This is a genomic window from Williamsia sp. Y712 (genome assembly GCF_059445525.1).
In genome coordinates, this window is the sequence record NZ_JCAIUN010000001.1 from 1,278,782 (window position 1) to 1,303,939 (window position 25,158).

General features: G+C 64.0%; 23 protein-coding genes. 8 read left to right on the forward strand and 15 right to left on the reverse strand.

The genetic code is table 11. The features are described from left to right. The first annotated feature begins 10 nt into the window (after positions 1 to 10). From AC1D75_RS06055 to AC1D75_RS06065, 3 genes are read left to right on the forward strand one after another with little or no spacing between them, the layout of a single operon-like run. Complete coding sequence (locus AC1D75_RS06055; RefSeq protein ID WP_495515992.1) at positions 11 to 790, forward strand: enoyl-CoA hydratase/isomerase family protein; 780 nt, start codon at positions 11 to 13, stop codon at positions 788 to 790. Next, positions 790 to 2,004: an acyl-CoA dehydrogenase family protein gene (locus AC1D75_RS06060; RefSeq protein WP_495514385.1), complete on the forward strand. Its 1,215-nt coding sequence runs from the start codon at positions 790 to 792 to the stop codon at positions 2,002 to 2,004. Before AC1D75_RS06055 ends, AC1D75_RS06060 begins: the two co-directional genes overlap by 1 nt. After that, a complete protein-coding gene (locus tag AC1D75_RS06065) occupies positions 2,004 to 3,131 on the forward strand; it encodes an acyl-CoA dehydrogenase family protein (protein ID WP_495514386.1) in 1,128 nt (375 codons plus the stop codon). The genes AC1D75_RS06060 and AC1D75_RS06065 overlap by 1 nt, the downstream gene beginning before the upstream one ends. 89 nt (positions 3,132 to 3,220) lie before the next feature. On the opposite strand, the gene AC1D75_RS06070 is transcribed toward AC1D75_RS06065, so the two are convergent. The 5 genes from AC1D75_RS06070 to AC1D75_RS06090 form a co-directional block, all read right to left on the reverse strand. Continuing rightward, positions 3,221 to 4,939 (reverse strand): class I adenylate-forming enzyme family protein, encoded by a 1,719-nt coding sequence (locus AC1D75_RS06070; protein ID WP_495514387.1) that lies wholly within the window; start codon positions 4,937 to 4,939, stop codon positions 3,221 to 3,223. Positions 4,940 to 4,974: 35 nt separating this feature from the next. Beyond that, positions 4,975 to 6,165, reverse strand: a complete 1,191-nt coding sequence (locus tag AC1D75_RS06075) for a MaoC family dehydratase (RefSeq protein ID WP_495514388.1) — start codon at positions 6,163 to 6,165, stop codon at positions 4,975 to 4,977. Between the two features lie 15 nt (positions 6,166 to 6,180). Then, positions 6,181 to 7,164 (reverse strand): acrylyl-CoA reductase (NADPH), encoded by a 984-nt coding sequence (acuI, locus tag AC1D75_RS06080; RefSeq protein WP_495514389.1) that lies wholly within the window; start codon positions 7,162 to 7,164, stop codon positions 6,181 to 6,183. Between the two features lie 106 nt (positions 7,165 to 7,270). After that, on the reverse strand, positions 7,271 to 8,026 hold the full coding sequence (locus AC1D75_RS06085; RefSeq protein WP_495514390.1) for an SDR family NAD(P)-dependent oxidoreductase: 756 nt from the start codon (positions 8,024 to 8,026) through the stop codon (positions 7,271 to 7,273). Continuing rightward, positions 8,023 to 9,546 carry a class I adenylate-forming enzyme family protein gene (locus tag AC1D75_RS06090; protein ID WP_495514391.1) on the reverse strand — a complete coding sequence of 508 codons (1,524 nt, stop codon included), beginning with the start codon at positions 9,544 to 9,546 and terminating at the stop codon, positions 8,023 to 8,025. The genes AC1D75_RS06085 and AC1D75_RS06090 overlap by 4 nt, the downstream gene beginning before the upstream one ends. A 74-nt stretch (positions 9,547 to 9,620) precedes the next feature. Here AC1D75_RS06090 and AC1D75_RS06095 point away from each other — a divergent pair, with 74 nt between their 5' ends. From AC1D75_RS06095 to AC1D75_RS06115, 5 genes are all read left to right on the forward strand, one after another. Beyond that, positions 9,621 to 10,778 carry a CaiB/BaiF CoA transferase family protein gene (locus AC1D75_RS06095; RefSeq protein WP_495514392.1) on the forward strand — a complete coding sequence of 386 codons (1,158 nt, stop codon included), beginning with the start codon at positions 9,621 to 9,623 and terminating at the stop codon, positions 10,776 to 10,778. Next, positions 10,778 to 12,040, forward strand: coding sequence for an acetyl-CoA hydrolase/transferase family protein (locus AC1D75_RS06100; RefSeq protein WP_495514393.1), 1,263 nt, complete (start codon positions 10,778 to 10,780; stop codon positions 12,038 to 12,040). Before AC1D75_RS06095 ends, AC1D75_RS06100 begins: the two co-directional genes overlap by 1 nt. Next, positions 12,040 to 12,804 carry an enoyl-CoA hydratase/isomerase family protein gene (locus AC1D75_RS06105; protein WP_495514394.1) on the forward strand — a complete coding sequence of 255 codons (765 nt, stop codon included), beginning with the start codon at positions 12,040 to 12,042 and terminating at the stop codon, positions 12,802 to 12,804. The genes AC1D75_RS06100 and AC1D75_RS06105 overlap by 1 nt, the downstream gene beginning before the upstream one ends. Before the next feature lie 87 nt (positions 12,805 to 12,891). Then, the gene (locus tag AC1D75_RS06110; protein ID WP_495514395.1) at positions 12,892 to 13,119 is read left to right on the forward strand and encodes a hypothetical protein; all 228 of its coding nucleotides are present in this window, start codon (positions 12,892 to 12,894) and stop codon (positions 13,117 to 13,119) included. Between the two features lie 58 nt (positions 13,120 to 13,177). After that, positions 13,178 to 14,932, forward strand: coding sequence for an HNH endonuclease signature motif containing protein (locus AC1D75_RS06115; RefSeq protein WP_495514396.1), 1,755 nt, complete (start codon positions 13,178 to 13,180; stop codon positions 14,930 to 14,932). Positions 14,933 to 14,946: 14 nt separating this feature from the next. Here AC1D75_RS06115 and AC1D75_RS06120 read toward each other — a convergent pair whose 3' ends face one another. The 10 genes from AC1D75_RS06120 to AC1D75_RS06165 are packed head-to-tail and all read right to left on the reverse strand — an operon-like array spanning position 14,947 to position 25,129. Beyond that, on the reverse strand, positions 14,947 to 15,555 hold the full coding sequence (locus AC1D75_RS06120) for a carboxymuconolactone decarboxylase family protein (RefSeq protein WP_495514397.1): 609 nt from the start codon (positions 15,553 to 15,555) through the stop codon (positions 14,947 to 14,949). Continuing rightward, positions 15,555 to 16,298: an SDR family NAD(P)-dependent oxidoreductase gene (locus tag AC1D75_RS06125; protein WP_495514398.1), complete on the reverse strand. Its 744-nt coding sequence runs from the start codon at positions 16,296 to 16,298 to the stop codon at positions 15,555 to 15,557. The genes AC1D75_RS06120 and AC1D75_RS06125 overlap by 1 nt, the downstream gene beginning before the upstream one ends. Beyond that, positions 16,295 to 17,128 carry a TauD/TfdA dioxygenase family protein gene (locus tag AC1D75_RS06130; protein WP_495514399.1) on the reverse strand — a complete coding sequence of 278 codons (834 nt, stop codon included), beginning with the start codon at positions 17,126 to 17,128 and terminating at the stop codon, positions 16,295 to 16,297. The genes AC1D75_RS06125 and AC1D75_RS06130 overlap by 4 nt, the downstream gene beginning before the upstream one ends. 44 nt (positions 17,129 to 17,172) lie before the next feature. Continuing rightward, positions 17,173 to 17,733, reverse strand: a complete 561-nt coding sequence (locus AC1D75_RS06135; protein WP_495514400.1) for a nuclear transport factor 2 family protein — start codon at positions 17,731 to 17,733, stop codon at positions 17,173 to 17,175. A gap of 41 nt (positions 17,734 to 17,774) precedes the next feature. After that, positions 17,775 to 18,635, reverse strand: a complete 861-nt coding sequence (locus AC1D75_RS06140; protein WP_495514401.1) for an SDR family NAD(P)-dependent oxidoreductase — start codon at positions 18,633 to 18,635, stop codon at positions 17,775 to 17,777. Positions 18,636 to 18,644: 9 nt separating this feature from the next. Beyond that, entirely contained in the window at positions 18,645 to 19,181 is a 537-nt protein-coding gene (locus AC1D75_RS06145) for a nuclear transport factor 2 family protein (RefSeq protein ID WP_495514402.1), read from the reverse strand. 2 nt (positions 19,182 to 19,183) lie between these two features. Then, entirely contained in the window at positions 19,184 to 20,620 is a 1,437-nt protein-coding gene (locus AC1D75_RS06150; RefSeq protein ID WP_495514403.1) for an aldehyde dehydrogenase family protein, read from the reverse strand. 51 nt (positions 20,621 to 20,671) lie between these two features. Beyond that, positions 20,672 to 22,378 (reverse strand): thiamine pyrophosphate-binding protein, encoded by a 1,707-nt coding sequence (locus tag AC1D75_RS06155; protein ID WP_495514404.1) that lies wholly within the window; start codon positions 22,376 to 22,378, stop codon positions 20,672 to 20,674. Beyond that, positions 22,368 to 23,297: an SDR family NAD(P)-dependent oxidoreductase gene (locus AC1D75_RS06160; protein ID WP_495514405.1), complete on the reverse strand. Its 930-nt coding sequence runs from the start codon at positions 23,295 to 23,297 to the stop codon at positions 22,368 to 22,370. Before AC1D75_RS06160 ends, AC1D75_RS06155 begins: the two co-directional genes overlap by 11 nt. Next, positions 23,294 to 25,129 (reverse strand): flavin-containing monooxygenase, encoded by a 1,836-nt coding sequence (locus AC1D75_RS06165; protein WP_495514406.1) that lies wholly within the window; start codon positions 25,127 to 25,129, stop codon positions 23,294 to 23,296. The genes AC1D75_RS06160 and AC1D75_RS06165 overlap by 4 nt, the downstream gene beginning before the upstream one ends. Between the last annotated feature and the right edge of the window lie 29 nt (positions 25,130 to 25,158).

The window sequence follows — 25,158 nt, forward strand, 5'->3', positions numbered from 1 at the left end:
TGGGGGACCGGTGAAGTACGACCTGCCCGACGAATTGACAGTGACCTGTGAAGGCCCGGTCCGTACGGTGACCATCAATCGTCCCGATGACCTGGGCGCGGTGAACAAGAACCTGCACTGGGCCCTGGCCAACGTCTGGCGGCAGATCGCTGCCGATCGCGACGCCGCCGTCGTGATTCTCACCGGTGCCGGCCGGGCGTTCAGCGCCGGTGGGGATCTCGCCTGGATCACCTCATTCCTCGACGACCCCGTCGGCCGCGATGAGAGCATCCGCGAAGGCGCCGAGATCATCGACGAGATGCTGCGTTTCCCACTCCCGATCATCGCTGCCGTCAACGGCCCGGCCGTGGGCCTGGGATGCAGCATCGCGGTGCTGTGCGACATCGTCCTGATTTCGGAGAAGGCCTATCTCGCCGATCCTCACGTGGCCGTCGGCCTGGCCGCCGGTGATGGGGGAGCCGCCTTTTGGCCGCTCCTCACCCCGATCTTGAGGTCGAGGGAGTACCTGTACACCGGCGATCGGATCCCGGCGGCCACAGCGGTCGAACTCGGGCTCGCCACCCGTGTCTGCGCCCCCGACGATCTCGTCGATCAGGCAGGCGCCCTGGCGCAGCGCCTGGCAGCGCAACCCCGCGAGGCGCTACAGAGCACAAAACGTATCGTCAACATGCACCTGAGCCAGGCATTGGCCGGACCACTGCAGGCCGGGTTCGCCGCCGAAGTTGTCACGATGCAGACCGACGAGCACCGGAAACGTCTTCTTGCACTGGTGGAACGGGCGCGTCCCTGATGGCAGCGGAACTCGGTGACTTTCAGAACGGGGACTTTCGGGCGACGGTCCGGAACTGGTGTGTGACACACATTCCGGCGGACTGGCGGGCGGCGCAGACCGGCGTTTCGGACGAGGTGTTCGTCCGCTTCCAGAAGGAGTGGTTCGCCGAGCTGAATGAGGCCGGTTACGCCGTGCCGCACTGGCCTGCGCAGTGGGGTGGCGGCATGACTGTCGAGCAGCAGGTAGTGCTCTATCAGGAGCTCGCCGCCCACGACGCACCACGATTGGTATTGCCGTTCGTGTCGATCCACCACGCGGCGTCGACGCTCCTGGCTGCGGGCACCGAGAAACAGCGGCAGCGCCACCTTCCGGCGATCCTCGGCGGCGAGATCTGGTGTCAGGGATTCTCCGAACCCGGCGCGGGTTCGGATATGGCGGCACTCAAGACATCCGCGCGCAGAGTCTCTGATGCTGTTGGGGGCGACAACTACATCGTCAACGGCCAGAAACTCTGGGCAAGCGGTGCGCTGCACGCGGATTGGTGTCTGCTGTTGGCCCGTACGGATCCGGATGCCCCCAAACGGCGCGGTATCTCGTACTTTTTGCTCGACATGCAGACACCCGGCGTCGAGGTCCGGCCCATCCGTCAAGCGACCGGGGAATCACATTTCTGCGAGATCTTCCTCAACGATGTGGTGATTCCGGCCGAGAACCTCGTCGGACCGGAGAACGCCGGCTGGCAGGTCGCCCAGGAGACCCTCGGTGCCGAACGCGGTATGACGATGCTCGAACTGTCGGAGCGCCTTGCGCACGGCGGGTTTCGGTGGTTGGTGGAAGAGTGTTCCACACCTCGACGCGATGGATCTGTGCCACTGAATGATTCGCTGGTTGCGGATCGGCTGGCGATGCTGGAGACGAAGATCGAAGGACTGCGTCTGCTCTGCTCGGACTTTGCCACCAATGATCACCCCGGGCCCGCGGATGCCTCGATCGTGAAGCTGTTCTACAGCGAGTTGCTGCAGGAGCTGACCGACTTCGGCGCCGAGGTCGCCGGGCTGTCCGCGCAGACACACCTGCGCAAACCGCTGTCGAGCGGATGGGAATCGGGTTCCTGGGTCCTGGATTTCATCGGATCGTGGGAGTGGACCATTCCCGGTGGGACCAGTGAAATACAACGAAACATCATCGGCGAGCGAGGCCTGCGCCTGCCGCGAGAACCGGCAGGAACCTGATGACCACCGACAACCTATCCGATCTGCACAGCTCCTCCGACCCACACAGCCTTTCCGAGTTGCACGGGGAACTGCGCGCGGTGGCACGCGATCTGCTTGCCAAAGCGGAGGTGGGTACGCCGATCGATTGGCAGTTGGTCGCCGGATCCGGGTGGCTGGGGTTGGAGGCAGCCGAGGACTTCGACGGTGCCGATGCGACCTTTGCCGAGGTTGCCGTCGTGCTCCGAGAAACGGGCCGGGCGGTGACGACCGGCCCATACCCGGCCGTCGCAACGTTGAGCCTGGGACTGCTGGAGTTGCTGGCGCCGACTCCTGGTCGTGACCAGTTGTTGCGCGACACCGTATCCGGCGACGTGGTTCCCATCGTTGTGGTCGAAGGCGAGAACAACCTCGACGAAGTCGATCAGACTCCGTTCCGGATCACCCGTAGTGAGGCCGGATGGCAGCTCAGCGGTGAGGCCGACCTGGTCCTGGGTGCACCTGCTGCCGACCGGCTTCTGATCCCGGCGCTCGATCCGGATGAACCCGGCACGACCGTCGTCGTGGCCCTTGATCGCAACACAGCCGGATTGCTCGTTGTCGATCAGCCGGTCGTCGACCTCACCCGTGGCTTCGGTCGTGTGACCGCAGAGGACGTGGTGGTCTCGGTGGACTCGGTGTGGCAGTTCGAAACCGATGGGGCAGAGGCGTTGCGGCATCTTCACGACCGCGCCGCACTCGGTGTGGCCTGCGACAGTCTCGGGCTCAGCGAGGCAGCAATGGCGGCAACTGTCGAATACGTCGGGGTGCGAGAACAATTCGGCCGCAAGATCGGATCGTTCCAGGCCGTCAAACACGCCTGCGCAGACATGCTCGTCCAGGTGACGGTCGCGCAGAAGCTCGTCGATGCGGCCGTACGTGCACTGGCCACCGACCAACCAGGCGCCGCAGTGGCCGTCGCGATGGCCAAATCGTTCACCGGTGGCATGGCCGTCGAGGTGGCGGGTAGTGCGATGCAGCTGCATGGCGGAATGGGTTACACGTGGGAAAGTGGCATCCACGTCTACCTCAAGCGGGCCATCCTGAATCGATCACTGTTCGGTTCACCCGCACAACACCGTGAGGCGCTCGCCGCCAGACTCCGATAGTGTGCGGTTCTGGCGACGAAACCCGCAGGCGGAGACGAAGCCGCAGGCGAAGCTCGACCCGAATGGTTGGACGTCGCCAGAACCCCACATCATCGGGGTGCGGGGGCGAGCCTTTTCGCTGCGAGGTCGCGGATGTCGCTGGTCTTGATCTTGGCGCTACCGGTCAGAGTGATCTCGTCATCGGTGAAGAACAGAACATGGCGGGGCACTTTGTAACTCGCCAACTCGCCCTTGATGTATGCGCGGATCTCGTCGGGCTTCAGGTCGGCACCGGCATGCGGGACGATGCACGCAACGACCACCTCGCCGAGTGTGTCGTGGGGGACTCCGACGGTGCGGGTCACCTTCACCCCGGGATGTGCAACCAGAACCTCATCGACCTCGAGGGGTGAGACGTTGGCGCCACCGGTCTTGATGATGTCGGTGAGGCGTCCTTCCCAGAACAACCGGCCTTCGCCGTCGACATACCCTCCGTCGCCGGTGGGGAAGAAGCCCTCGTCGTCGACCGACTCGCTCAGTGGTGTGCCGAGGTAGCCGAGCATCAGTGTCGGCCCCTTGACGCAGATCTCGCCACGTTCGCCCACCGGCACGGTCTTGCCGGACAAGGTGTCGACGATCTTGAACGTCACGCCCGGTAGGGGTTTGCCGCTGCTGCCACCGGCCTGTTCCTCGGTGGTGTTCGCCGGGTAAATGGCTGAGATCGTGAAGGTTTCGGTGTTGCCGTAGGCGTAACCGGGTTCGATCCACTCCGCTGTGACCGACGGATGGCGTGCCACCGGGGTGCGATGGTCGACGAATCGCAAGCTGCTCAGATCCGCGGTGGCCCAGTTGGGTGCGGATTCGAATTGTGCCCACTGATGCGGCCAGGCGAAGGGGAAGTTGACTTTTTCGGACTCGATGAGCTCCAGCGCCTCGGTGGCATCGAAGGTCGTCTGTAGTACGAGTGAGCCACCGCTGGACAGCGTATTGCCCAGTGCCATCGCGAAATTGCCGGACCAGAAGAATCCGTTCGCGCTCCAGCACCGGATGTTGTCTTCCGGGCCGAAGTGGTAGAGCTGTCGGAATCGCCACAGTTGTATGGACACCCCACGATGGGCGCTGAAAATGCCCTTCGGTTTGCTGGTTGATCCCGACGAGAAGAACAGCACCGCAGTATCGCTCGGCTTCACCGCTGCGGCCGTGGCCTCGACCAGCTCGCGCGGTGAGGCCTGGCCCCTGGCGACGAAGTCATCCCAGGTCTCGATCGCACCCGGTAGATCGGAACCATCGCCAACCGCTGCAAGGTGGCGCAGGAAAGGGTATTTCGACGAATGGAGTTCGCCGGGGGCCGCGTCGTCGATCTGCGGTTCGAGGTCTCTCAACACCTTCGCGTAGTCGGTTTTGAGCACCTTGCGGTCGAACAGCAGCACGGAGACGCCGGAGACCGCGAGCAGGTGGTCCAGCTCGGCGGCGGTCGAGAACGTGCTGAGGGTGACGGCCACACCACCGGCGAGTGCGGTGCCGAACACCGCGGTGATCCACTCGGGTCGGTTGGTCATGAGCACGCCGACCCGACCGTCCTTGCCGATGCCGGACGCATGCAGCGCCCGGGCCACCTCGACCGCACGTTCCCACAGCTCGGTGTAGGACCAGCGGATGACACCCTCGGGGGTGTGCATCACCAGTGCTTCACGGTCGCCGTACAACTCGGTCACCTCACGCAAAAAGCCCGGCATCGTGAGAGTGCCGAGGCCGGGCTCTTCGCTCAGCGGCGGACCAGATACCACCGAGATTGCGGCGGTCGATTCGGTGGTGATCTGAGTACTCAAGGCTGACCTCGTTGTCGTCTTTGGGTGCGGGTCTGTCAGAGCGGTAGTTCGACCTCGGCAGTGCACGTCACCAGGGTGGTGCCGTCCTGGCTGGTGAGCTTCAACTTGATCTGGACAAGCGGTACGCCCCACTCGGAGTCGGCCTTTTTGTCCACGATCTCGGCGTCGAAGTAGGTCACATCGCCCTCGAACGCGGGTCCGCGGAAATCGGCCTTGGTGTGCCGGACCATGCCGTCGTGGCCGGCCCAGTTGGCGAGGAAGTCGGTGCACCAGGCACCCATCGTGGCGCCGTACCCATAGGCGCGTGCCATGCCGACCTCACCGGCCTTGTCGGCGTCGATGTGTCCACGCGAGGGGCCGACGTACAGGCCGTCCCGTTTGCGTGGATCGATCTTGGCGCCCTCCTCGTCGAAGCCGAAGCCCTCGACCCAACCCGGATCCTGATAGACCCAGGGATCGTCGACCCCTTCGGGTGCAACCCATTGGAAGGTGCCCCAGATGTTGAACAGGAAGGCGCGGTATTCGGTGGTGAAGCTCGCGATGGTGTGTGGACCGATCACCCGGCGGTGGAGTTTGTCGCCGACGTTGACCTCATCGAAGTGCGGTGAGATGCCCAATCGGTTGGACATGAGCCAGTCGTCTCGGAGCTTTTCCACTTCGAGTAGCTCTGCGTTGGTCCACTTCTTGACCACGCCGATCTCGTTGTCATACATACCGCGCTTGGTGGCCTCGGCCGCGAGATAGCGTATGGCGGTCGACCGCTCCCTGGCGACCAACGCCCCGTGCTGATTCTTGTGGGCGGTGTCGCCGCGGGAGAACATGGTGGGTCCGGCAAACTTCGTCTCGGCCACCTTGTAGTCGTGAAACCACCTGTCCTGGAACAGTTTGTCACCCGGTCGCACGGGGGTTCCGTAGAACCACCATTCCTCGCCGCCGAAGATCAGGTGGCTGTTCGGGATGTGCCCCACACAGGCCGGCGCCGCCCCGTGTCCGTAGTCCAGGCCCACCGCGATGGACTGCGGTGCCACGAGCCCACCGAACTTCGAGTTGCGCGCGAACTCCTCATCCCAGTGCAAGGGGTTCGGGTTGTCCATCGCCATCACCCACCGGCGGATGTCAGAGGTGCTGCAGGGGTCCCAGAGTTGCCCGCCGCCAACGGGTTTGCCCACCCGGTGGTCGACGTCGGTCAGGTCGAGCTGGACGGCTTCGGTCTCGCTTGTGGTCATGTGTGTACTCCTGATTCAGCGATTGACGTCGACAACGATGCGGCCACGCACAGTGCCGTTCATCAGCTGGTCGGCTGCTTTGATCGATTCCGCAAGGGAGATCTCGGTGGCGATCGACTCCAGGGCGCTTGGATCGAGGTCGCGGGACAGGCGTGCCCAGGCGGTGATCCGTCGCTCGATGGGTGCCATCACGCTGTCGATGCCCAGTAGCGATACCCCACGCAGGATGAACGGCGCGACCGAAGCCGGGAAGTCCATGCCCTGCGCGAGACCACAGGCCGCAACGGTGCCGCCGTAGCGGGTCTGCGCGCAGGCGTTGGCCAGGGTGAAGCTGCCGACCGAGTCGACAACACCGGCCCAGCGTTCCTTCTGCATCGGCTTGCCCTTTTCGGAGAGCTCGGCCCGGTCGACGACGGTGGACGCACCGAGCGCCTGGAGATACTCGACCTCGGAGGTCTTACCGGTGGAGGCGGCCACGGTGAAGCCGGCCCTGGTCAACAGTGCGATCGCAACGCTGCCGACGCCGCCGGTGGCTCCGGTCACCAGGATCTCGCCCTGCTCGGGGCGCACGCCTGCGTTGACCAGCGCCTCGACGCAGAGGCTGGCCGTGTAACCGGCGGTGCCGATCGCCATGGCCTGCTTGGCGGTGAACTCGGCGGGCAGCGGTACCAGCCAGTCACCGTTGAGGCTGGCGCGCTGGGCGAAGCCGCCCCAGTGGGTTTCACCGACGCCCCAGCCGTTCAGGACGACCCGATCGCCGGTGGACCACTTGGCGTGCGAGCTGGCCGTGACGGTGCCTGCCAGGTCGATGCCGGGAACCATCGGGAACTTGCGGACCACCGGGGACTTGCCGGTGATGGCAAGGGCATCTTTGAAATTGAGTGAGGAGTAGTCCACGTCTATCTGGACGTTTCCCTCGGGAAGCTCGGTTTCTTCGACGTTTTTGAGGGCAACGGATTGCCCCGCTTCGCCCTTTTCGATGACAACTGCCGAAAACATGAGAGAAGTAGTCCTTTCAACCGCCCCAAAGCGGGGCAACAATGTGGCCGACATTACGTCAATCCTCGTAAGGATTGCAATGCTTGCAGGTGCTATTCGCTGGGAGTCAGCGTGCTGTCCATCCGCCGTCGACCACGATGGTCTGGCCGGTGACATAACTCCCGGCATCGGAGGCGAGCCAGAGCACGGCACCGACAATGTCTTGCGCGGAACCTTCTTTCGGTAGTGGTGTGTTGCGACGTAGGTACTCCGATGCGCGCTCACTGGTGTAGAGCGGCCCGGTGATCTCACTGCGGAAGAAGCCGGGTGCCACGGTGTTCACCCGGATCGAGTGCCTGGCCCACTGCACCGCGAGTTCGGCTGTCAGCCCGGACAGCCCGGCCTTGCTTGCGGCGTAGGACGCCTGCGGGATCCCGGGGATGCCGACCTGACCACTGATGGACGAGATGTTCACGATCGAACCGCCGCCGGCTTCGACCAGGTGGGGAAAAGCGCTCTGGGCCAGCAGGAAAGGTGCCATCAGATTCAGGCCGAGGGTGTTCCGGATGGCCTCCAGCGGCTCGGACTCCGCTTTCTCCTCGGTGAACATGCTGCCTGCGCCGTTGATGATGATGTCCGGTGGTCCGAGTTCGTCCACCACGGTGGGCACGATCGTGCCGACCTGTTCGAGATCGGACAGGTCGCAGGAAACCGCAAGGCCGTTGATCCGTTCGGCGACCGCGCTCAGCCTGTCTTTGCGCCGGGCGACCACCGCAACGCGGGCGCCGGCCTCGGCCAGGGTTTCCGCGACCGCAACCCCCAGTCCTGACGATCCGCCGGTCACGATTGCGACTTTGCCCTTGAGATTGAACAGATCGCTCACGCGGTGGTTCCCTTCGAGGTCGCCTGTCGGCCGGAAATGCGTTGTTGTTCAACGAACTCGGCAAGTCCGGCCCGCTGCACCTTGCCCATCGCGTTCACCGGCAGCGCATCGACCTGGGTCCAGGCCTCGGGGACTTTGTACGACGACACCTCGCGGCGGCAATGCGCCGTGAGATCGTCGAAATCCAGTGTGGAGAACGAACTCTCGACCACTGCCGCCACGCGCTGTCCGAGGCGGTCATCGGGGATCGGGTACACCGCCACCTTCTCGACATCCGGGTGCGTGCTGATTGCTCGCTCCACCTCGAGTGGATAGACGTTGGCCCCGCCACGGATGATCACCAGCTTCTTGCGGTCGATCACCGTCAACCACCCGGAGCCGTCGACGGTTCCGATGTCGCCGGTCGGCAGCGGGCCCGGCGCTGCCTCGTCGAGCCCATCGGGGCCCCAGTGGCCGAGCATGGGGCGCCAGGCCCCGGCCCATTCTCCGCCGGAAGCAGCGGTCAACTTCAGCTCGCCGGATTTGCCTGCGGGCAACCGATGGTTGTCGTCGTCGTATGCGGCGACGTCGAAGTGCGGCAGTACCTGCCCGCTGGCCCGCACCCGCCACTGGCCATCGGGTGGATCGATCGACACGACGGTGGGTGCCTCGGTCAGGCCGTAGGTGACGCGCGGGATCAGTCCGTGGGCGTCGGCGAATTCCTGCCGCAGGGCGTCTGACGTGTCACCGCCGCCGCTCCAGACCTCGCGCAACGAGCTCAGATCGGCGTCGGGACGACGGGCGAGGTCGTAGAGCTGTGCGGGTGCGCCGTTCCACACCGTCACGCGCCGGGTGCTGATCCACTCGACGAGCCCGTCGACGTCACGACGGTTCATCACCACCGCACACCCGCCGGCCTGGGCGGTGAGCAGTGTCGACAAGACCATGAGGTTGAGGATCGTCAGCGGGAAGCTGTCTCCCTTGCGCAGGTCGGGACCCCATCCGCGGGTCTTGTTGAGCACGGCACCGGGCAGCAGCAGATTTCGGTGGCTGTGGACCACGGCCTTGGCGCGACCCGAGGTACCGCTGGTGAACGCGATCCCGGCCGGGGCGTCGATGTCCGGTTCCACCTCCGGTGCCTCGAAGTCGCTGCGAAGCAACTCGGACCATCGTTCGGGCTCAACACATTCCGGGCCGGTCACCTTGCCGTTCGTTCCCGACAGCACCGCAGTGGGCCCGCACAGGTCGACGATGTCCTGTTGTTCGCCTGCCGACAACGCCTCGCCGACTCCGGCCCAGATCGCGCCGATCCGCTGGGCGCCATGAAATGCCGCCACGATGTCGAGATCATTGGGCAGGCAGGCGGTCACCCGATCGCCCGGACGTACGCCCAGCGACCACAGTGCACCTGCGGCCCGCCGGGCCTGATCATCGAGTTCGGTGTACGTCCAGATGCCGGAGGCGGCCTCGACCGCGGGGGCATCCGGGCGGTCCGTGACCGCGCGGTCGAGGACGTTTCCGATCGGCTTGAAAATCTCCACCTGCTAGTCATACCACTATCCTTGTAAACATTGACCTGATAGCTTGGGTTCGTTGTCGAAGAGGCGGGTTAGGGATGAAACACACAGGTCCGTTGGTCGGCGTACGCGTGGTCGATCTGACGGCAATGGTCATGGGCCCCTACTGCACTCAGGTGATGGCAGACATGGGCGCCGACGTCATCAAGATCGAGATCCCGGCCGGGGACAACACCCGATACATATCGGTGGGTCCCGAGCCGGGCATGGGTGGCGTGTTCGTGAACGTGAATCGCGGCAAGCGCAGCGTTGTCCTCGATCTGCGCACCGACGACGACAAACAGGTCCTGCGTGACCTGATCAGCGGCGCCGACGTGTTCATCCACTCGATGCGCGGTACGGCGATCGCCAAACTCGGCTTCGACTACGACGAGGTCGCCGCGATCAACCCGTCGATCATCTACACCAACTGCTACGGCTACGGCCGCCGCGGCCCGGATGCGAATCTCACCGCCTACGACGACACCATCCAGGCCGAATGCGGCCTGCCGTTCGCCCAGGAGCAACTCACCGGCGAGCCCGGCTACGTCGGCACGATCATCGCCGACAAGGTCGCCGGGATGACGGCGCTCTACGCCACCACGATGGCGCTGTTCCATCGCGAACGTACCGGCGAAGGTCAAGAGGTGGAGGTGGCGATGTTCGAGACGATGGCCGCGTTCATGCTGGTCGAACATGCCGGCGGCGCGATGTTCACGCCGCCGCTGGGACCGGCGGCCTACCACCGCGCGGTGTCGCCGAACCGAAAGCCGTACCGCACCAAGGATGGCCACATCTCGGCGCTGGTCTACAACGACAAGCAATGGGACGCGTTTGTGGCAGCCGTCGCCCCCGAATGGGCTGGTGAGCATTTTGCCACCCTCGGGCAGCGCGCCGCACGGATCAACGAGGTGTACTCGCTTCTGGGAGAGACATTTTCGGAGCGCACCACCCAGGAATGGCTCGACCTGCTGCGTTCGCTGGACATCCCGGCTGCGCCCGTCCGGTCACTCGACGAGTTGTTCGACAACCCGCACCTGGAGGCGGTGGACTTCTTCGAAGAGGTCGAATCACCCTATGGTTCAGTCCGTTTCCCCGGTCCGCCCACCTGGTTCTCCCGAACACCCGGCCGGATCGACAGCGCGGCACCCAGGCTCGGTGAGAACACCGAAGAGGTCAAGGCCCAGGTGCGCTCGGTAGACGGGGCCTGGTCCTGATGGCGGTATCCGCGACGATCGACCTGCAGCGGTTCCTGCTCCCCGGCGATCGGATTGTCATCGGGCAGGCCTGTGGTGAACCCACAACACTCATCGAAGCCCTGATCGAGCAGGGCCACGAGGTGGGCGGGCTTTCAGCGTTCATCTCGACCAGCTTCTCCGGGCTCTTCACGCCGGAGACGGCCAAGAGTTTCTCGCTGTCGAGCATGGGTGCCATGGGCTCGTTGCGGGTGATGAGCAAAGCCCATGAGCTCGATGTCGTTCCGTGCCACGTCGGCCAGATCGCCCCGATGATCGCGGGTGGTGACATGGGCTGCGACATCGCATTGATCCAGGTCAGTCCGGCCGATGCCGACAGCAACCACAGCTTCGGACTCATCAGCGACTACGTGCAGGCAGCCGTCGCCAGGGCGCGCGTTGTCATCGCCGAGGTCAACGATCAGGTGCCCTACACCTGCGGCGAGAAGGTGCCCGCCACGGCGATCGATTACGCCGTGCACGTCTCGCGGACCCCGGTCGAGGTGACGTCCGCTGCGATCAACGACACCGATCTGGCGATGGCCGAACATGCCGCTGCGTTCATTGGCGACGGTTCGGTCATCCAGATGGGTATCGGCGCGGTCCCGGAGGTGATGTTGCGGCTCCTGCGCGATCGCCGCGACCTGGGCGTGCACTCCGGCATGGTCGGGGACGGGCTGGTGGACCTGATCGAGGCGGGCGCAGTCACCAACGCCCGCAAGCGGATCGACCGCGGAGTGAGTGTCGCCGGCGCCCTGATCGGTACCAGGCGGTTGTACGACTTCGCCCATCAGAACCCCGAACTCCGGATGTGCAACACGGCGTACACCCATGAGGCGGCGGTGATGGCGCAACTCGAGAACTTGGTGACCATCAATTCGGCCCTGGAAGTGGATCTGACCGGGCAGGTCAACGCTGAGCAGAGCGGCGCCGCCTACCTCGGCGGCACCGGTGGTCAGCTCGACTTTGTTCGCGGGGGCGCACGGTCGCCGGGTGGGCACGCGATCATCGCGCTCCCGGCGACCGCGAAGAAGGGAACGATCAGCCGGATCACCGCTGCGCTGTCGGGTCCGGTCACCACACCGCGCAGCGACGTCGACGTGATCGTCACCGAGTTCGGCGCAGCGCAGCTCCGTGGCCAGAGCTTGGCCGAGCGCACCAAACGCCTTATCGCCATTGCGCATCCGGACTTTCAGGAAGAACTTTCGCGCGAGGCGCACATCATTCAGCAGAGGGGATACTAGTGAGCGACGCCGTACTGTTCGACGCCCGCGACGACGCGATAGCGATCATCACGATCAATCGTCCCGACACCCGCAATTGCCTCTCGCGAGAGGTCCGCGAAGGTTTGCGCGATGCCTGGGAACGTTTTGAAAACGACCCCGCGCTACGGGTGGCGATCCTGACCGGCGCCGGTGAGACATTCTGTGCCGGCGGCGATCTCAAGGAGATGGTCGCGACCGGGATGGCGGTGCCGCCACGCGACATGTTCGCACTTCCCTATGACACCGTCGAATTGTCGAAACCGACCATCGCCGCGGTCAACGGATACGCCTTCGCAGGCGGCTGGATGATCGCGCAGGCCTGTGACCTGTGTGTGGCCAGTACCACCGCGAAGTTTGCGGTCACCGAGGTGAAGGTCGGCCGGAGTTCGCCATGGGCGTCGCCGCTGATCCACATGATCCCGCAACGGATCATGATGGAAATCCTGCTCACCGGAAAGCCGATCAGCGCGCAGCGTGCCTACGAGATCGGTCTGGTCAACCGGATTTCCGAGCCGGAGAATCTGCTGAGCGAGGCGATCGCGCTTGCCGCGGACATCCTCGCCGGCGCGCCGCTATCCGTGAAAGCTGCACGCGACACGGTGATGATCGCAACCGAGATGGGCCGGTCGGAGGCGCTGGTTGCCGCCAGGGCTGCTTCCGAAGACTGCTACAACAGCGCCGACGCGCAGGAGGGACCCACTGCGTTTTCGCAGAAACGGGCGCCTGTGTGGACTGGAGCCTGAAGCACGGCGGTTGGTGATCCCGCTGGAATCGTCAAGGTGACTTACGGCATTGGTACGCTCATGGAGCACGGCAACCTGGGGGTCGGTATGTCAGAACCTGCAGACGAGGCGGCGCACGCGGACGCCGACTTTGGCGAATCAGAGCGTGGATCGGTCGACGCGAACATCCGGGCGCGAATCCTCCAAGGCCTCGCGACGGCCGACTACCGTAAAGCCCTCGCTGATCGCGGTGTCACAACTGTCTCACTCGACGAGGTGGGGCGGCTTGTCGAACATCGACCAGATGGCACCACGGCGATGCTCGACGGCGAGTGACACTTGAGTTGCGGCTGCCTGAGGAGTGGTGTCGTACCCCTCATCTAGACTCAAATGTATGTTCGAGGGGGAGATCGAAGATGCAGGTCGGGACGATGAAATCGGCCCTGTCGAGTCGCTGGGTGTCAATGAGTTGTTGCGTAACACCGAGCTCGCGATGGCCCAGCAGTCGCGGATGGAGTGGGAGCGGTATGCCGCTGCGGCGATGCTGCATCGACATCTCGTCGAGCCGACCGTAGGGACCGAGGCGGAGATGCGCGCGCTGGATCCGTTCGCGCAGTGTGCGGCGAGATTGTCTGCGGCACAGGGATTGACGCAGCGGACCGCGGAGCTGCAGATCAATCGCGGGGTGGCGCTGCGCGATCGCCTGCCTGCGGTCAATGCGCTGTTGAAAGCCGGTCGCATCGCCGCGCACCATATCCCTGACATCATCGCGCGGACCGAGTTGATCGAAGGCTCAGCCCACGTGGCCGATATCGATCGCGGCATCGCCGAAGCACTAGGTCGGCGGGGTTCGTGGTCCAAGGGCCGGATGCGAGACATGGTCGATGCCATCATCTTTCGCCGGGATCCGGATCTGGTCCGTAAGAACCGGGAGGATGCGAAGAACAACCGTGGGGTGTGGGCCAACAACGCCGACCACGGCATGGCGGTGCTGGATGCGCATTCCACCGCTGAGGAATTGACGTTGATCATGGCGCGGCTCGAAAAGCTGGCGATGGCCACGTGTAAGGCCGATCCGCGAAAGAAGTCTGACCGGATGGCCGATGCGTTATTTGCCACGGTGATGGGTCGCGAATTCCGTTGTGAATGCCCGAACGACCCAAAACATCCCTGTACCGCCGAGATCGTCACCGTTCCTGCCGGACAAGTCATCTCAGGCGTGGACGTGAAGATCGTGCTGCACGTGATCACCGACCAGCCGACCTTGGAAGGAACCGCAACCAATCCCGGATTCATGGATGGTCACGGTGTCATCTCCGGCGATCACGTTCGCGACATCGCGGCCCGCCCGGAAACGATCCAGCGACCTATGGGCAACAAGCCCGCACCGGCATCCGTGCCGACCGAGCCTCAGCCCGAACCAGCGCAGCCTGAGCCCGAGCCGCCCGGGCAGGAGACACCCAAGCCCAAGCGGCCGAAGATATACACGCGCGGACCGCAGAACCCACCAGCCGACAACCTTCCCGGCGACGGCGACGACAATGCGATCGCAGCGCCGTTCCCGCAGGTGATTCCGCTGCCGGCCACCCAACCGGGTGACCAGTACCGTCCGTCAGTGGTCCTGGACACTTACCTCCGGATCCGGGATGTGTACTGCATGTGGCCCGGCTGTGAGCAGAAGGCCTGGGGCGCTGACCTGGACCACACGTGCGAGTACAACCACAACGATCCCGACGCCGGTGGCTGCACCCATCCGTCAGAGATGAAGACGCTGTGCCGTTTTCACCATCTGCTCAAGACCTACTCCGACTGGCTCGACGATCAGTACCCCGACCCCAAGACCGGGCGGACCCGGCTCATCTTCACCACACCCGAACGCCGCAACTATCACGGCCCGGGATGGACCGGCGACGATCTGTTCCCCACATTGAGGCTCATCGTCTTCGACAACAAACGAGGCTCACCAAGCCGGCCGCCAACCACACCGTGCGGCAAACCGGAAACCCGCCAACAGTCACGCACCGCAGCGAAACACGCACGCCGTCAACAGGAGCGGATGGCCAACCGCCGACAGCGTCAATGGGAAGAGCAACTCACTCAGAAACGCCGCGAGGAACGGGGACGCGACAGTCCGCCGCCGACGTACTGATGTTCGTCCAGGGGCTAGCGGGCAGCAGGTAGGAAGGGGCGCAACCCGTCTTCGGGCTCGATCCCGAAGGACCGCAACGACATTGCCAGCATCGAGTAGCAGCCGACGGTGAAGACCACGTCCATCAGTTTCTGCTCGTCGAACTCACCGGCGAGCACACCCCACGTCTGCTCGTTCACGATGCCGTCGTTCAGCAATTGGTCCACCGATTGCAGAAGGGCGCGTTCGGTCGGAATCCATTCCGGGGCATCAGGACCGATGGCGATACGGGCGATCTCGTCGGCGGTCATACCGGCCCGGTCGGCGAGGATGACGTGTTGTGCCCATTCGTACTCGGCCTCCCGTAGGTGCGCCACCCTCAACACCAATAGCTCACGCTCACGGACCGACAACGCAGATCCGGACAGCAGGTGTTTGTTGAAGGTCAGGAAAGCCATTGCCAGCGACGGGTAGCGGGCCAGCGTGCCGAGCAGGTTGTCGCCTGCTTGACGACCCTCTTCCGGTCCGGCACTCGCGACCGACGAACGAAATCCGTCGACAAAGGCCTGCATCTCGGCAGACCAATCCGCTCTGCGGGCCGGTGGGATCCTGGGCACAACCGGTACGCGTACATGTTCGGGCACTACGTGTTCCGCCCACCGTTGACACCGATGATCTGTCCGGTGATGTAGCCGGCTTCCTCGCTGACGAGGAACGCGCACGTGGCCGCAATGTCTTCGGGCTGACCGATCCGGCCGACCGGGGTCTTGGCAACCTGCGCCTCGACGTCGACCAGCCCCGTATCAACGGTCCGGCGGAGCATCGGGGTGTCGATGAATCCGGGCGGCACGGTGTTGACAGTGATTCCGCGCCTGCCGAATTCGAGTGCCAATACCTTGGTCAGTCCGACCACACCGGATTTGGCGGTCACGTAGCTGCCGAGACCGGGTGATCCGCTGTGGACGCTGGACGATGAGATGTTGACGATTCGGCCCCAACCCTCTTCGAGCATCTCGGGGATCACCGCCTGACAGCAGTGGAACGCGCTGGTCAAGTTGAGCGCCAGTGCGCGATTCCAGGTCTCGACGGTGATGTCGAGGAATGGTTCAGCGACGGTCACGCCGGCGTTGTTCACGAGGACCGTCGGACGCCCCAGCGTGGACTTGACCTCGCCGATCGCCGAGTCGACGCGGTCGCGGTCCGTGACGTCGACTGCGAGCCCGATGGCCTTGCCGCCGGTCTTTTCGATCTCGATGGCCGCGGCCTCGGCTGCGTCGCCGTTGATGTCGAAGATGGCCACCAGATTGCCGTCAGCGGCAAAACGTTTGGCTATGGCATTACCGATCCCGGAGGCGCCCCCGGTGACAATTGCTGTGCGGTCACTCATTTGATCTTCTCCTGGCCTGCGACGGTGGATCGGTGCATTGTTCGTGGCTTGAGCCGGTCGAAGTCTCGGACGCGGTGGACCAGGCCGGTGTTGTCCCAGAGCACCGTGTCACCCTCGGACCAGCTGTGCTGACAGACCAGACCGGGGGCCGTGATGCGTTCTTGCAGTTCCTTCAGCAGTGCGCGGCCTTCGTCGATGTCCATGCCGACGATGTGGGATGCCGTCGCACCCAGCACCAGTGAGCGCCGACCGGAATCGTGCTCCCACACCAGCGGATGTTCACGAACGGAACGAGAAGCCCACTCGGTCACCTGTTCCGGTGTCGGATTCGGATAGGTCAGCCGCTGGATGGCCTCGAAGGTGTGGACCACCCGCAGGTCGGCAAACCGCTCCTTCTCCTCGTCGGTCAGCGCATCGTAGGCCGCGTAGGTGCTGGCGAACTCGGTCTCACCGCCTTCGGCCGACGTCACCCGAGCGGTCAGCATCGATGTCTTCGGCGCGATCTCGTCGAGCAGCCCGTCGATATGCCAAAAGCAGTTGCTGGCGAAGTATTCGGCATTCGGGTTGCTGGGATCGAAGCTTATCTCCATCACCTCGGCGGTCTCGGGCGGTAGGTGGGAGAAGTTGATCAGCTTGCCCAGCTTCCGGCAGAACTCGACCAGTGTCTCATCGTCGGCGTTCAGCTCCGGAAACAGTAGGACGGAATGGGTTTCGAGGGCCTCAGCGACCTGATCGGCCAGATCGGGATCAGTGGTCAGACGAGCGGGGTCGACATCCAGCACCTTCGCTCCAACGGTGTCCGAAAGCCGCTCGACGGCAAGTGTGGTCATGGTCGTTCTCCTAGATGCTGGGGTTCGGTGAATCGGTTGCCGGATCAGGTGGGAATGAAGGCGGTCCGGATATTCGTCAGCGGACGCTGGTACGACGGATCGTCGGTACTGCGTGACGGGGTGCCGTTGAGAAAGACATCCGGAACATCGCTGAACGGGATGTCCATGGTCGGAACCAGGCCCGACCACTCGATCGCGTTGGTGCGCAGAGCGATCTTCCACTGCCCGTCGCGACGTTCGACCCGGTCGATGTAGCGCCCGCCGGCAATCCAGTTGCTGTCGTCACGATTTCGGCCGACGAACAGGTAGTAGGTCTCGGTGTGGGCCACATCGCCGTCGATGTCGCAGGTGTGGTTCAGCAGGTTGTGGTGGGTGGCGATCTGGCCCTGCTCGTGCATGGGGGAGGCCCAGTCGTACAGGTCTGTCGGACCGCCGACGAACTCGCCGGCAGCGATGGTGGCATCGGCATGAAATGCCGACAGGAACAGTTCACGATCGAATCGGTCCATGCCCCGGGAGAACCGGGTCAGGGCGTCGAGGATCTCCTGGCGGTCGATAAGTTCTTCCAGCTTTGCTTGCCGTTCCGGCGTGGCCAACGTGCTCACGATGTCCTCCAGTTCTGGTGATTGATGCGCTGCATGTGATGTCAGACGGGTGACCAGATCGGCGATCCACGAGTGGAACGCAGCGACGGAATCGCTCGGCCGTCAATATCTTTGATGCCGTAGTCGTCGCCGAGTTCGGCGGTGATGAAGGTTCCGCCGGTGCGATCGAGGAGAACGGGATCGTTGAGCAGGGCCGCGATCACTCGTCCCGGATACTCGGGGGAACACCCATTTTCGGGCCGGGTCGCGGCCTGTTCGCCCAGGTGCTCGATCGCAGCCAGGTTCCGCTCCGCCCGTTCCGTGAAGGTCAGCCCTTGCCACAGCGAGATCGACGTGACCCCAAATGGTTTCAACTCGATGGCCATGTCTCTCGACATGCGGTCGGCAGCCGACTTGGCGGTGCCGAACACGACCCCATAGGTGTAGGACACCCCGGTATATCCCGAGATCGCCACCATCAGGCCGGACTTCTGTGGCGCCATGATCTTGGCGGCGTGCCAGGCGGCGACAAAGTTCGATCGCACGCCGACGTCCATCATCTGCCAGTTGGACAGTGGTTTCTCCCAGAAGGGATCAGGATCGGTCAGATCGTCGGGCAGCGCGAAGGCGTTGTTGACCAGGAGGTCCAGGCGCCCCTGCTCCTGCCGAACCCGGTCGAACAGTGCGGCAACCTGGTTGTCCTGCGAATGATCCACCGCGACGGCAATACCTTTGCCGCCCCGGCGGTCACATTCTTCGGCCGTTTCGCCGATGGTCCCGGGCAACGGGTCGATCCCGGCCCGCACCGTGCGGCCGGTGACGTACACCGTGGCGCCCTGCTGTGCCAGCGCCAGCGCGATACCTTTTCCGATACCGCGGCTGGCGCCGGTCACAACAGCGACCCGGCCATGGAGGGAGTTCACCGCAGACCCTCAGTGCCGATCGGCTGCAGCGAAGAAGTGCTCACTGTGATCGCCGACCGATCTGGCGGTGTAGTGGTCACCGGAGAGCGGTGCACCCATCAGTCCCTGCGACCAGTCCGCCGACGCGCCGTCGTTACGGACCCAGTCATAGAGCATGGTGCGGTGCGCGATACGCCATTCGCCGCCCCGTTTTTCCATCCGGTCGAGATACCGCCCGCCGATCACGGCATCGCTTTCCTCGGTACCCATGTTGACCCGGTGATAGGCCGATACGTGGGTTTCGCTCAGTGCCACATCACCGTTCAGCTCGGTCAGTGTCTGCCCGAGGGTGTGCTGGGTGACCGTGATCGCCGGCGAGCCCGGCACCACCCACGCCAGGTATTCGTCGAAAGAGCCGGCGAAGATCCCGAAGTCGGTGGTGGCGTCCGGCCAATAGGAGGCAGTGATCAGTTCCGCATCTCGCCGGTCCTCGCCGCGGGCGACCCGGGCGAGGCACGTGCGAATTGCGTGGTGGTCGAGCAGAGTCTCCAGATCGTTGCCGCTCATCGCTATTCGCCGTCACCCTCCGACGCGTATCCGATGATGCCTTTGATCTCCAGGTAGTCGTGGAATCCGAACTCGCCCCATTCGCGTCCGTTGCCGCTCTTCTTGTATCCGCCGAACGGAGCGCCGAAATCGAAGGCGGAGTTGATCGCCACCGACCCCGCACGAATCCTGCGGGCCACTGCGCGCGCGGCGTCGAGATCGGCGCCTGCGACAAATCCGGCCAGGCCGTATTCGGTGTCGTTGGCGATCTCGATGGCGTGGTCGACACTGTCATAACCCAGGATCGTCAGCACCGGGCCGAAGATCTCCTCGCGGGCGATGGTCATGTCGTTCTTGACATCTGCGAAGACGGTGGGCTGGACGAAGTAACCCTTGGTGATCCCATCCGGCAGGCCGGGGCCACCGGCAACCAGGGTGGCACCTTCGTCGATGCCCTGCTGGATCAATTCCTGGATCTTGTCGAACTGCGACTTCGCGACCACCGGGCCGATGGAGAAATCACCGTTCGGATCGCCAACGGTGACCGTGGCGGCCGCGGCCTTGGCGATGCCGATGGTCTCTTCCATCCGCTCGTTGGGGACCAGCATGCGCGCGGGCGCGCTGCAGGTCTGTCCCGAGTTCAGCATCATGGTGACCACACCGACGCTGACGTTGTCGGCGAATGCTTCGTCGTCGAGGATGACGTTGGGGCCCTTGCCTCCGAGTTCCTGGGTGACCCGCTTGACGCCGGCCGCAGCATTTTTCGCGATCTCGATTCCGGCCCGGGTGGATCCGGTGAACGAGATCATGTCGACGTCGGGATGGCTCGAGAGCGGAACACCCACACCCGGCCCGTCGCCCTGCACGAGGTTGAAGACACCGGCGGGGACGCCGGCGGCCTCGAGGATCTCGGCAAAGATCTGACCGTCGAACGGCGAACGCTCCGACGGTTTGAGGACCATGGTGCAACCGGTGGCCAAGGCGGGGAACACCTTGACCGCGATCTGGTTCAGCGGCCAGTTCCACGGAGTGATCAGCCCGCAGACACCGATCGGTTCCTTCACGATGAGCGCGCTGCCCTGCTGCTCCTCGAAGGTGAAGCCCTTGAGGACCTCGATGGCGGTGTTCAGGTGTCCGGCACCCAGATTCACCTGGAATCCGCCTGCCAGCTCTTTTGGTGCACCCATCTCTTCGGTCAGGGCAGCACCGATGTCGGGCATGCGTTTCTGGTACTCGACCGCAATGTTTTCCAGCACAGCGACCCGTTCGGCGACGGAGGTCGCCGACCACGAGGGGAAAGCCTTACGGGCAGCGGCAACCGCCCGGTCGACGTCACCGGCGCTGCCGGCGGCCACAGTGCCCGCGACCTCTTCGGTGGCGGGGTTGATGACGTCGAAGGTGCCCGACTGCGCCGGATCCACCCACTGGCCATCGATGTAGAACTTCAGATACTCACGCATGATTTCCCCAATTCATCGATACTGCCCGATACCTCTGTTGCGCTGTATGACTCACTGCTGACCTTCGGCGTACCAGGTCCGGAACTCGTCGTAGCTGGGCATCTCTTCCGAGTTGGCCTTCGGGTCGACGGCCACATGGATGACGCCTGTCTTACCGCTGGCGTAGGCCCGCTTGATGGCGGGGGCGATGTCCTCGTCTCGTTCGACGTACTCGCCGTAGCAACCGAAGCCCTCGGCGATCTTGTCGAAGCGGGTCTCGGTGCTCCAATGGACGCCGGTCTCCCGCGACCCGTGGCCGAAGGTGCGCTTGTAGACACCGACTTCCAGGCCCCATGCGTAGTCGACGGCCACCACGCAGACCAGCGGAAGCTTCAGCCGCGCTGCGGTTTCGAGCTCTGCGATGTGGAACTGGAAGGACGAGTCGCCGGTGATGAGCATCATCGGCCGCTTGCCGCCATCGGCAACACCGGCGCCGACGGCATACGGGAGTCCGGTACCGAGGTGACCGAAGTTCTGGTTCCACATCACGTCATGCGGTTTGGCCTGCGAGTAGGTCCAGCCGAAGATGGTGGTGGCACCACCGTCGCGGACCATGATCCCGTCGGCCGGGAAGTCTTTGGTGGCCTCGACGATCAGACGTGCCGGATGCACCGGTGTCTGGCCTGACGGTGCCGTCTCGGCCAGCTCTGCGAGCTGGGCGGCATCATCTTTGATCCACTGCGCGAGTTCCGGTGTCGCCTTGCGAGGCGAATCCTTCAGTGCGGCAACGAGCTGAGGAACCACCGCGCGAAGATCTCCGACCAGCGGAACATCGATCGGCCGGTTCACGCCGATGGCCGACGGGTCCTGTTCGATGAGGATCCAGCTGCGGTTCGCTTCGTTCGGAACCCAGTGGCGCCCGCGCCCGAAGTGGACCGGTTCGCCGAGTTCGGTGCCGACCGCCAGGCACAGATCGGACTTGACCACAGCGTCGACTGCGGACTTCGAGAAGCCGTAGGGAAACGTGCGGTCTTCGAGACCTTCGATGAACGACGTGCCGCCCGAGGTCTGGATGACCGGGCAGGCCATCAGGTCGGCGAGCTCCTTGACCGCTGCGCCGGCACGGGAAGTGTGAACGCCGTGCCCGACAAGCAGAACGGGCTGCTTGGCCGCGCCGATGAGCGCCTTGGCCTTGTCGATCCAGTCCTGGCCCGCGGTCTGACCGACGAGGCGGTACTTCGACGGGGGAAGGATCGGCCGGTCCTCGACCTCTTCGAGGATCACGTTCTGCGGGTATTCGATGTACACCGGTCCCGGTGTGCCCGACAGGGCCTTGCGCAAGCCTTCGCGAATGATCTCGTCGGTCTGGTCGGCGTATTCGATGCTCGCGTTGTATTTGACGGAGTTCTCGACCAGCGCGGTCTGCTGGACGAACTGGATCCGTCCGCGGCGGACTCGTTGTTCGGTGATCCGGGCCCGCTGGCCGCCGAGGAAGATGACGGGGGAGTTCTCGACCTTGGCGCACATGATGGCGCCTGCGAGGTTGGCCAGGCCCGGGCCCAGGGTGCCGATGCACACCGCGGCCTTGCCGGTCATCCGGGAAACGGCTTCGGCCATGAATCCGGCCGACTCTTCGTGGTGCGGTGCAACAACATTCCAGCCGCGTTCTTCGGCGAGGTGGAACAGGTGAACGAAGTTCGGATCGGGGATACCGAAGATCGTGTTGATGCCCTCGGCCTCGAAGAGGTCGAGAATTCGTTCGTAGACCTTAACTGACACGTGCACTGCCCTCCATGGCTGTCGTGAAGCTTCTCGTGATGTGCTCGGTGTGCCCGGACGGCACCACCGGCAGAATCCAGGGGTCACTGGTGTCGCGGATGGTGGCGATCTGCTCGCCGACCTCCTCGATCGTCCAGGACGGTTGGTATACACCGGGTGTTTCCGCGATGAACGCCCGCGCGATGCGGCCGGCGATCGCGACCAGCATTTCGCCGGTGATCGAACAGGTTTCGTGCGCAAGCCATCCGACGGCGGGAGCAGTCAACTCCGGGCCCATCGGCGGATACGCCGACGTGTCCAGGCCCTCGGCGAGCCGGGTCAGGGCCGCGGGAAGGATGACGTTCGATGTCACACCATGCTCGTGGCCTTCGAGTGCCGTGACATTCGAGAGTCCGATGATCCCGGCCTTGGCGGACCCGTAGTTGGCGACGTTCTTGTTGCCGTAGATCCCGCCGATCGACGAGGTCAGGACCACACGTCCGTAGCCGGCCTCGCACATCAGCGGAAACGCCGGTCGCACAACATGAAACGCGCCCCGCAGATGGACGTCGAGGACGGCATCGAAATCCTCGTACGACATCTCCGTCAACGGTGCGTAGCGGTTGTTGCCTGCGTTGTGGATGAGGATGTCGATCTTGCCGTAGGTGTTGATCGCGGTGTCGATGATCGCCTGGCCACCCTCGGCGGTGGCCACCGAGTCGGTGTTGGCGACAGCCTCGCCGCCTGCGGATTTGATCTCTGCGACCACCTCATTCGCCGGACCGCTGTCGCCGTCCTCGCCGCTGATCGCACTGCCCGGGTCGTTCACCACCACCTTCGCGCCCTTGGACGCCAGGAGCAAGGCGTACTCCCGGCCCAAACCGCGACCGGCACCGGTGATGACGGCGACCCGATCGTCGAACCTGAGTTCGGTGGTCATTTGTCCAGCACCAGACCTTCCAGCTTGCCGGTGCTGCGCCACCCCTCCAGCAGTTCGGTGAGCTCGTAGAAGCCGCCCCAGAAGGGATCACCGAGGAACGAACGCCCGTTGGGTTCGCCCTCACTGTTGTAGTAGCCGGGGGTGCATTCGGTGGTGAATGTGCTGTTGTCCACCGAATACTGGCGGACGGTCTGCACCCAGCCGTCTTCGGCTTCGGGGGTCGGCTCCACATAGGTGGCGCCGCGATCCTGTGCTTCCTTGACGATGTACGCGATGTGATCGGCCTGCTGTTCGTACATCAGCGTCGTGGCCGCGGTTACACCACCCTGGATGAAGCCGGTGGCAAAGTGGTTGGGGAACCCGTTGGCCATGATGCCGTGCAAGGTGCGGAAACCCTTGCCCCAGTGGTCATACAGCGAGGTTCCGTCCTTGCCGGCAAACGGCGCGATGTCGTACTGCCGCTCCAGTGCGGTGGTGATCTCGAAGCCGCTGGCGAACACGATGCAATCGAACTCGTGCTCGACGCCGCCGATGATGATGCCCTTCTCGGTGATGCGCTCGACACCCCTGGTCTCGGACACGTCGACGAGCGTGACGTTGTCGCGGTTGAAGGTCGGCAGGTACTCATCGTTGAAGACCGGACGCTTGCACATGTTGCGGTAGTACGGCTTCAGGGTCTCCGCGGTCACAGGATCCTCGACGATGGACTCGATGCGCTGGCGCAGCCGTTCCATCGATCGGTAGTCCTCGTCCTCCTTGAGTTCGAGGAACCTGGCCGGATCCGCCAATTCGGCCCAACCCGAGAAGTTTTCGGTCGCGTTCAGCTTCGCTGCCAGGTTTCGGGCCACCTCGGTCCAGCCATCACAGATGAGGTCCGGCTCGCCGGGGTTGTAGAACGCGAACGCCGCGTTGTGGAAGTTGCGCTGACGTGCCGCGCGCCAACCGGGTTCGAGGCTCGCGACCCATTCGGGGTCGGTGGGGTAGTTGGCGCGTTCGAAGATGTACGACGGCGTCCGCTGGAAAACGGTCAGGTGCTTGGCGCCCTTCGCCAGGTGCGGAATCGCCTGGATGCCACTGGAACCCGTGCCGATGACGGCGATCTTCTTGTCACCGATCTTGTCGAGCCCACCGTGCAGGTCGCCGCCGGTGTAGTCGAAGTCCCAGCGGGCGGTGTGGAACGTGTGGCCCTTGAAGTCCTTGATACCGGGGATACCCGGGAGTTTCGGACGGTTGTAGGGGCCCTGGCACATGATCACGAAGCGAGCGCGGATCTCATCGCCACGGTTGGTCTTGATCTGCCAGCGGTTGATCTCTTCGTCCCACTGCAACGACTGGATCAGAGTGTGGAAGATGGCGTGGTCGTAGAGGTTGAATTGCTTACCGATCCGTTGCGCGTGTTCGAAGCACTCGTCGCCCTTGGAGAACTTCTCCTTGGGCATGTAGCCGGTCTCTTCGAGTAGCGGCAGGTAACAGTAAGCGTCGGAGTCGATTTGGATCCCCGGGTACCGGTTCCAGTACCAGACACCACCGAAGTCTCCACCGAGCTCGATGATCTTGAAGTCGGTGACACCGGACTCCTGCAGACGGTGCGCGGTGATGAGTCCGGACAGACCGCCACCGAGTATCACCACCTCGATGTCGTCGGTGATCGGTTCACGGGGCACCACCGGCATGTACGGATCGCCCTCATAGAAGTCCGCGAACTCGCCCTCCGCCTCCAGGTACTGCTGCTGACCTTCCGGCCGCAGGCGCTTGTCCCGTTCGAGGAGGTACTTTTCCCGTAGCGCCGCTTTGTCGACTTCCGGGGTCTGCGTAGGTGCGCAGTTCTGCATGGTGATTCCTAAGCTCGGGGTTCGGGGGC